We start from the raw sequence: 7,092 nt of genomic DNA, 5'->3' as shown, positions 1-7,092 counted from the left end.
ACGCGGCACTCGATGGCTTCTTGAAAGCTTCCCTTGCCTATAAGGACGGCATGTCGGAGCAGGACTACAAGGTGCGCCTGGAACGTGATGCCAAGACGCGCGCACAAGTCCAGAAGATCATGGCCGACAACCGTCTCGATGTAATCGTCTACCCGCTGCAAAAGCGGCTCGTCGTGCCTGTGCCGGAGATCAATCAGAGTGAGCGCAACGGCATCCTCGCGTCGGTGACGGGCCTGCCGGCCATCACGGTGCCGGCCGGATTCTCGGCGCCGACGGCGACTGCGCCGATCGGTGTGCCCGTCGGTATGGACATCCTCGGCAAACCGTGGGGCGAGGCGAACTTGTTGTCGATTGCTTACTCGTTCGAGCAAGCGACCCACTTCCGCCGTCCGCCGCAAAGCACGCCGGCCCTGGCGTCCGAGCAGTAAGCGGCACCTGCGAAGAGCGGCGCGCGGCCTAGGGGCGGCGCGCCGCTGTCATGTAGGTTTGCGTGACGAGCGTGATCGAGGTTGACGTCGTTGGCGGGCTCTGGCGTACTTGGCGTCAGATCACGAGCCGCGAAATCTTTGTCCCTTCGAGCGATACACCGGCCATGAGTCCGGCGTTCGTCAAGACGAACGCCTCAACGGGGCTCATGGCCGTCGACGTATCGACAGTGCCGTTCGCGCCCACTTGCACCACGGCGACAGTGGCATCGAGGCCCGCCGCCCAGCCCTGACTGTTCACGAACTCGTCGAGCGCTGCTTGCGTCATGAACAACATGACGATCGCTTTCGATTGCGCGCCGATCTGTAAGCCGAACGATGCAGCCGCGATGCTGAAATAGCCGTTCGTCTGCTCGCGGATACGTAACGCGCCCCGGCCGTACTGACCGCCGAACCAGAAGCCGGCTGAGATGACTGAGGGAAATACGAGTAGGCCCTTCGCCCTGTCAGCGAGTTCACGCGAACCCTGAACCGTTGAATAAAGACGCAGAAGCGTCGCTTCGACGTCCGCATCGATCGATTTCCTGCGTCCGGCATTCGCATCGGGGCTCGCGTGCGAAGAGGGCAGAGTCGTCGTGCAACCGGTCAGTGACAATCCGCTCGACGCGAGAACGGCACTGGACATTGCGATGAATCGACGGCGTTGCATACACTCTCCTTTGATTGGCACTTGGAAACCGGCGCGAGATGACTCGCGCGCTAATGCGCTGACAGTGAGAGCCCGGCGCGAGTTCCCGCGACATAGCAGTAAAGTTCGATGCTTGACCGAAGTTGCCGATCGAGGCGGTGGTCCGTCTAATCGACGACACCGTAATTGTGAGTCGAGCGCTATCGATGAAATACGCGGTAACGCTCGCAAAAAAGAAAAGGTTACGCCTGCGCGTAACCCAGTAATACTTTGTCCAATTGCGGCACCGATGCCTCACCTTCGAGCCGTGGGGTGCAACGGTGCCCGCAGCGATCAGGCAAACGTGTTGACGATGCTGCCGATCATTCCGCCTGCGGTTGCTTGCTGGGCGGTTGCGGCTGCGGCGGCAACCAGAGCCAATGCCCCATTGGCGGTCGAAGCCGCTGCGCCGGCGGGACCTTGAGCGGCCCCCTGCTGCATGACTTGCATAGCGACGCTTGCTGCTGAATTGACGTTCATAAGCACTCCTGTTGATAGTGGGTGAAGTCAGTGAGCCATGCTAGCACGGCACTCGAAAATCGTAAGACGAACTCGGATTCCTCACTTTCTTCCCTCGACGCGCCGCTCGCCAATTCGCCCGAATTGGCGGTGGGTCCGCCCTCTATTCCGGCCATTGCGAGCGGGGGCCGTCAAGTAATCTCAGACTGACAGCATGACGCTGTGCGGCCCAGAGGCTGCGTGGGAGCCGCTCGCGATGCCCTTTCAGTGTGTAAGAAAGGCGCCTCGCAGCTCACTCGTCGCGCCGGCGTGCGCATGTCGTGCCGTCGCCCCTAAGGCGCACGGACGGCATCACTCTCGATTGAAGCGTGACATTTATGGATATCGTTGATGTAGGCTCGGCCGCCAACGCGGAGCATTCGATCGCCTACCGCCCGCTGGGCCTTGCGGTGTTGCTGAGGGAAGCTACGGCAGGGAAAGACCTGACACCGCTCGGCGAGCGCCTGCTCGAGCGCGCGAAACGGGACAACGACCCGGATGTGTTGATGGATTTGTCGCTAGTGCTGCAGTTCAAATACCAAAAGGAGTCCGCGCTCGCTGTCCAGGCGCTCGCGATCCAACGGTGCCGGCACTACCGTGTGAAGAGCGCGCAATCGGCGTCGCCTCTGCGGGTGCTCGCGTTGAAGGCGCCGGGCGACCTGATGACCAACACGCCTTTCGAGCCTCTGCTTGCGAGCGCAGGCCCAGACGTCCAGGTCGACGTGCTTTACGTCGACGCTCACTCGACCGACATCGCGAGCTTGCCCGAACACGACGTCGTTCTCGTCGCCGCTTGCGCCTCGGATGCCAACGCGCCTGTGCTCGCCCGGATCGAGCCACTCTTGGGCGGCACGGCGCGTCGGGTCTTGAATCGCCCCGAAGGCATCGCGCAAACGTCACGTGAATCCGCTTACGCGCTGCTGGGCAAAGTCCCTGGCATTTGCATGGCCCACACGGTTCGACTGCCGCGCGAGCGGCTGCTTGACGCTGCATCCGGCGCATGGGATCTCTCCGAGGCGGTGGACGGCCACTACCCGTTCATCGTGCGGCCGGTCGGCTCGCACGCGGGGCAGGGGCTCGTCAAGGTATCGGACAGACACGAGCTTGCTCAGTACGTGGAGAGTGCGAATGTTGAGGAGTACTACGTAGCGCCTTTCATCGACTATAGTGGCGCCGACGGACTCTTTCGCAAGTACCGGATCGTACTGATCGAGGGCAAGCCCTTTGTTTGCCACATGGGCATCTCGAGCCATTGGATGGTCCACTATCCGTATCCCGAGATGATTGCCCATCCGGAGCGTCGAGACGAGGAAGCGAGCCTCATGGTCAGCTTCGACTCCACGTTTGCGGTGCGGCACCGCGACGCCCTCGCAAGCATTGCGGCGTTGACCGGCCTGGATTATGTCGGCTTCGATTGTGCCGAATCGCCGGACGGTCGGCTGCTCGTTTTCGAGATCGCGACGGCGATGGTCATTCATGACATGGACGACGTGATCAACTTTCCGTACAAGCTCCCGCAGATGCGCCGCGTGTTCGGTGCATTTCAAGACATGGTGAAGCGCGCGGCCATCGGCGCTTGACGATTGACGACTCCCCTCGAACGATGAAATCGAATCAGTTGAATTTCTCAGGCGGCCCCGGCGCGCTACCGGAGACAGTGTTGCTACAGGCGCGCCAAGCCATGGAGGCGCTGCCGGAAACCGGTGTGTCCGTGCTCGGCATGAGCCACCGGTCCGAGTGGTTCCGTTCGCTGTTGGTTGAAGCCGAATCGAATTTGCGCAGCTTGCTCGGGATCTCCGACGAGTTCGCGATCACGTTCTTGCAAGGGGGCAGCAGCCTTCAGTTCGCGATGATTCCCATGAATTTCGCGACTGCGGGTTTCTCTGCGCCGGAATACGTGAGCTCTGGCTACTGGAGCTCACGCGCCACCGCCGAAGCCGCTCGCGTAAGCGCGAGCAAGATCGCATGGGATGGTGCCAGCGTGGAGTACAAGCAGTTGCCGGCGCTTCATGAACTCGACATCGCGCCGTCGGCCGCGTATCTCCATTACGTATCGAACGAGACCGTCGAGGGGCTGCAGTTTCCGATCTGCCAAAGCCCGATGTCCGTGCCGATCGTCGCGGACATGTCATCGGACTTCTTGTCGAAGCCCTTCGACGTGAACCGGTATTCGTTCATCTATGCACATGCGCAGAAGAACCTTGGTCCTTCGGGTGTGACGGTCGCGCTGGTCAAGCGCTCGCTGCTCGATCGCATCCCTAATGGGTTGCCGGCCATTCTCGACTTCCGCACTCATATTTCGCACGGTTCCAACTACAACACTCCGCCGGTGTTCGCGATCTATGTGCTGACACTCGTTACGCGTTGGCTGCGCGACGAGATCGGTGGCTTGCAGGCGATGCAAAAGATCAACGAAGAAAAATCTAGGCGTTTGTACGAAACGCTGGATGCATTGGACGATGTCGTCAAAATCCATGCGGATCGTCCGTGGCGCTCGCAGATGAACGTGGCGTTTACGTTCGGTGATCCGCGGTTGGACGAGGAATTTGTCGCGGTTGCGCGTGAGCAGGGGATCATTGGGCTCGAAGGACACCGCTCGATCGGTGGCTTGCGCGCGTCTCTCTATAACGCCGTCACCGAGCAGGCCGTCGAGACTTTGACGAGCGCGCTGGCGGAGTTTTGTCACGAGCGAGTCTGACGTCTCGTCGATTGATGCTATTGCGCCCGCCGCAGTTCAATGGCGGCGGGCGGATTCGTCCGCGCTCGGGGAGCGCAATTTAGTTGGACACGTGTTTCCAGACGTCGAAGGCGGCGACATAGCTATCGCGCGGTGCGCCGCTCGCAAGCAGTGACCAAAGCAGCAGTCGGGCCTTGCGCGGCGTGAGCCAACCCGAAAAGATCGCGCCACGCCGCGCCAGATCGATTTCGGAGCCCGGAAAGCCATACGTGCGCGATGCGGTCGATCCAGATCCGGTCCGACTCGCAATGATGATCGGCAGTTTCGGCAGCAGCGCTTCAATTCGTATTGCTTCGGACTCCGAAACATGGCCGACGCCGTAGCCCGCGATGACGATGCCGTCATAGCCAGCGTTGACGAGTGCATCCAGCATGTCGCCTTTTTCATCGAGACACGATTCGACGAGCGCAACGCGCACGGAAGCATCGAGCTTTACCGGCCGTTGAGCATGTCGCTTTGAAGGCGGCCGAAAGTATTGTGCGAGCCCTTCCAGCACCATCCCCGCTGCGCCGAATGTCGGCGATTGAAACGTTTCCACCGACATGGTGTTGGTCTTCTGAACCCAGCGCGCCTCATGGATCGTGTCGTTCATCACGACCAGGGCGCCGCGCTCGCGGCTCGCGGGATGGGCAGCGCAGACCACTGCGGCGAGAATGTTGGCCGGCCCGTCGGCGCCGGCGGCCGATGGCGTGCGCATCGCACCGGTCAGGACGAGCGGCTCCCGATGCGTCCACAGCAAATCGAGCAGAAACGAAGTTTCTTCGAGCGTATCGGTGCCCTGGATCAGCACGACGCCGTCGGCCCCTTCGGCAACTTTGCCTTCGGCCCATGCGAGTGCGTTGAGTACGTCCGGAATCGAAAGCGACGGGCTCGGCAGTTGCAGCAAAGTTTGCGCGGTAATGTGCGCGATGCCTTCGAGGCGAGGCACCGCGGCTACCAACTGCTGCGCCGTCAGGCGAGGCAAGGCGCCGGCCGCTGCATCATCTACCGTCATGCAGATGGTGCCGCCTAAAGCGCCGATGGCAATGCGGGGTTGTCGGTCCATTGAAGTCTTCTCCGAACGAGGCGGCAACGCTTACGCAGCAGCTGGCCGGCGTGCAATGAAGTCGATTTCGACGAGGGCGTCGCACGCCAACCCCGTCACGCCAATACAAGTGCGGGCCGGCAGCTTGCCCGGCTCGAAGTAGCTCGCATAGAGGACGTTCATAGCATCGTAGTCGCGTTTGAACTCGGTCAAGAACGCGCGTACCGCGACCACATCCTGAAGGCCGAGGCCCATTCCTTTCAGAACGATGATGAGGTTGTCCATCACGCGCCGAGTTTGCGCTTCGATGCCCTCGGGAAGCGGCGCATCGTCGTCGCCGGGCGTGGTCGGCATCTGTCCGGTGACAAATACCCAGCCGTCCCGTTCCGTCGCGTGTGAAAACGTTGCGACCGGGGTAGGTGCATCCTCGATCATCCAGAATTTTGTCGATGAACTCATCTGTCGTGATTCCTTATAGAACAGTTAGTACCCTCGATATCCGAGTGCTCCAAATCGATATCATCTGAATCCGATGTGGAGATTATGCTTCGAATAGCGCCTTGCGTATGACTGCGTGTACGCCCCAGTTTCCATTGACGACTTGCGTAACGCCGAAATCGACGGCCACAGACATCAGCGAGATGGCTTCGTCTTCGGTGAGTCCTTTCGCCGTCATGAGAAAGCGGCGCGTCTTGATGAAAGCGTCGCGCATCGCGAGATCGAGCGTCGATTTTTCGTAGACCTTGCTTTGGGCTTGAGCGCCAAACTCGGCGAGGTAGTTGCCGTGACTGAAGCCGTGCAGTACCCACTCGTCTGCGGTTTCAACCAGCGGATAGTTGAGGTCGGCGTAGGGCTGACCCGACAGCTTGGCCTTCTTGTGCAGCACCAATTGAAAGTCGCCGGTCAGCGAGCATTCGATCGCGGTGCCGCAGAGTTCTGAGTCCCCTTGCGACGCATGCGGATCGCCGACGGATAGCAGCGCGCCTGCCACGCCAACCGGCAAGAAGACGCTGGCCCCACGCGCTACGCGCCAATTGTCGAGGTTGCCGCCGAAGGCCGAGGGCGGAATCGAGTCGACGACGCCGTCGGGCTGCGGCGCGACCGCGATGAGGCCGAAATGCGGCCGCACGGGGATTTTGACGTTTTTCAAGACGCCGTAATTCTTTTCGATCGTGGAGTGATCGACGGGCACGCCAGGGTAGTCGATCGTCGTATGCACGACGCCGAACGGGTCGCGCTGCGGTGTCCAACGATAGTTGTAGACCGCGCGTGCATGAGCCGCGCCGTCGTCAGCCAAGTTTGCGTCGAGCTCGTATATCGTCACCACTTCGCGTGGTTTGGGTTCGGTCAGCAGCTCACGGTAATGAAAGCCCCACCATGCGGCGGCATTGCTGCCAAAAGCACGACCGGCGAAGAGGGGATTGGCGCACGGGCGCGGGCGCACGTCGAGAATTCTTACCTCGAGCACATCGCCGGGCTCGGCGCCGCGCACGGCGATCGGCCCGGTGCAGATATGCACGCCGAAGCCTTCGCCTGCTCCGCGCCCATAGACCGAGGCATCGATCGGGCCTGCACCACGTCGATTGACGTTCTTGTGTTCGGCGGTCCAGTGGAAGACGCTTTCGGCGCCCGCGTCGCCCGTCACCATCCGTGACCAATCGTCCGCAGCGTGCTGTGTCAG

At 61.2% G+C, this 7,092-nt stretch carries 8 protein-coding genes; 3 read left to right on the top strand and 5 right to left on the bottom strand.

Features of this window, described 5'->3' with window-relative positions; translation table 11 throughout:
- Nucleotides 1-428 (top strand): amidase family protein (locus VL598_RS00545; RefSeq protein ID WP_325324749.1); only part of this gene is annotated, 428 nt, incomplete at its 5' end.
- A gap of 115 nt (nt 429-543) precedes the next feature.
- Here VL598_RS00545 and VL598_RS00540 read toward each other — a convergent pair.
- Both VL598_RS00540 and VL598_RS00535 read right to left on the bottom strand, forming a co-directional pair.
- Nucleotides 544-1,134 carry a BPSL1445 family SYLF domain-containing lipoprotein gene (locus VL598_RS00540; protein WP_325324748.1) on the bottom strand — a complete coding sequence of 197 codons (591 nt, stop codon included), beginning with the start codon at nt 1,132-1,134 and terminating at the stop codon, nt 544-546.
- A 312-nt stretch (nt 1,135-1,446) separates the two neighbouring features.
- On the bottom strand, nt 1,447-1,632 hold the full coding sequence (locus VL598_RS00535; RefSeq protein ID WP_325324747.1) for a hypothetical protein: 186 nt from the start codon (nt 1,630-1,632) through the stop codon (nt 1,447-1,449).
- A 356-nt stretch (nt 1,633-1,988) separates the two neighbouring features.
- Here VL598_RS00535 and VL598_RS00530 point away from each other — a divergent pair, with 356 nt between their 5' ends.
- Together VL598_RS00530 and VL598_RS00525 are read left to right on the top strand one after the other, a co-directional pair.
- On the top strand, nt 1,989-3,230 hold the full coding sequence (locus VL598_RS00530; protein WP_325324746.1) for a RimK family alpha-L-glutamate ligase: 1,242 nt from the start codon (nt 1,989-1,991) through the stop codon (nt 3,228-3,230).
- Nucleotides 3,231-3,253: 23 nt separating this feature from the next.
- A complete protein-coding gene (locus tag VL598_RS00525) occupies nt 3,254-4,348 on the top strand; it encodes a phosphoserine transaminase (RefSeq protein WP_325324745.1) in 1,095 nt (364 codons plus the stop codon).
- Nucleotides 4,349-4,427: 79 nt separating this feature from the next.
- Here VL598_RS00525 and VL598_RS00520 read toward each other — a convergent pair whose 3' ends face one another.
- The 3 genes from VL598_RS00520 to VL598_RS00510 form a co-directional block, all read right to left on the bottom strand.
- Nucleotides 4,428-5,432, bottom strand: a complete 1,005-nt coding sequence (locus VL598_RS00520) for an asparaginase (protein ID WP_325324744.1) — start codon at nt 5,430-5,432, stop codon at nt 4,428-4,430.
- Nucleotides 5,433-5,462: 30 nt separating this feature from the next.
- Nucleotides 5,463-5,870 (bottom strand): RidA family protein, encoded by a 408-nt coding sequence (locus VL598_RS00515; RefSeq protein WP_325324743.1) that lies wholly within the window; start codon nt 5,868-5,870, stop codon nt 5,463-5,465.
- Nucleotides 5,871-5,952: 82 nt separating this feature from the next.
- On the bottom strand, nt 5,953-7,092 hold a 1,140-nt coding region (locus VL598_RS00510; protein ID WP_325324742.1), incomplete at its 5' end, for an acetamidase/formamidase family protein.

Origin of the sequence: Trinickia sp., assembly GCF_035492435.1 — a bacterium.
GTDB lineage: Bacteria > Pseudomonadota > Gammaproteobacteria > Burkholderiales > Burkholderiaceae > Trinickia.
Note: the sequence above shows the minus strand (reverse complement) of the source record. Positions and strands in the feature narration are given on the sequence as shown.

Coding starts and splice junctions, on each gene's coding strand:
- VL598_RS00525 (WP_325324745.1), top strand. CDS start 3,254: ATGAAATCGAATCAGTTGAATTTCTCAGGCGGCCCCGGCGCGCTACCG.
- VL598_RS00515 (WP_325324743.1), bottom strand. CDS start 5,870: ATGAGTTCATCGACAAAATTCTGGATGATCGAGGATGCACCTACCCCG.
- VL598_RS00535 (WP_325324747.1), bottom strand. CDS start 1,632: ATGAACGTCAATTCAGCAGCAAGCGTCGCTATGCAAGTCATGCAGCAG.
- VL598_RS00520 (WP_325324744.1), bottom strand. CDS start 5,432: ATGGACCGACAACCCCGCATTGCCATCGGCGCTTTAGGCGGCACCATC.
- VL598_RS00530 (WP_325324746.1), top strand. CDS start 1,989: ATGGATATCGTTGATGTAGGCTCGGCCGCCAACGCGGAGCATTCGATC.
- VL598_RS00540 (WP_325324748.1), bottom strand. CDS start 1,134: ATGCAACGCCGTCGATTCATCGCAATGTCCAGTGCCGTTCTCGCGTCG.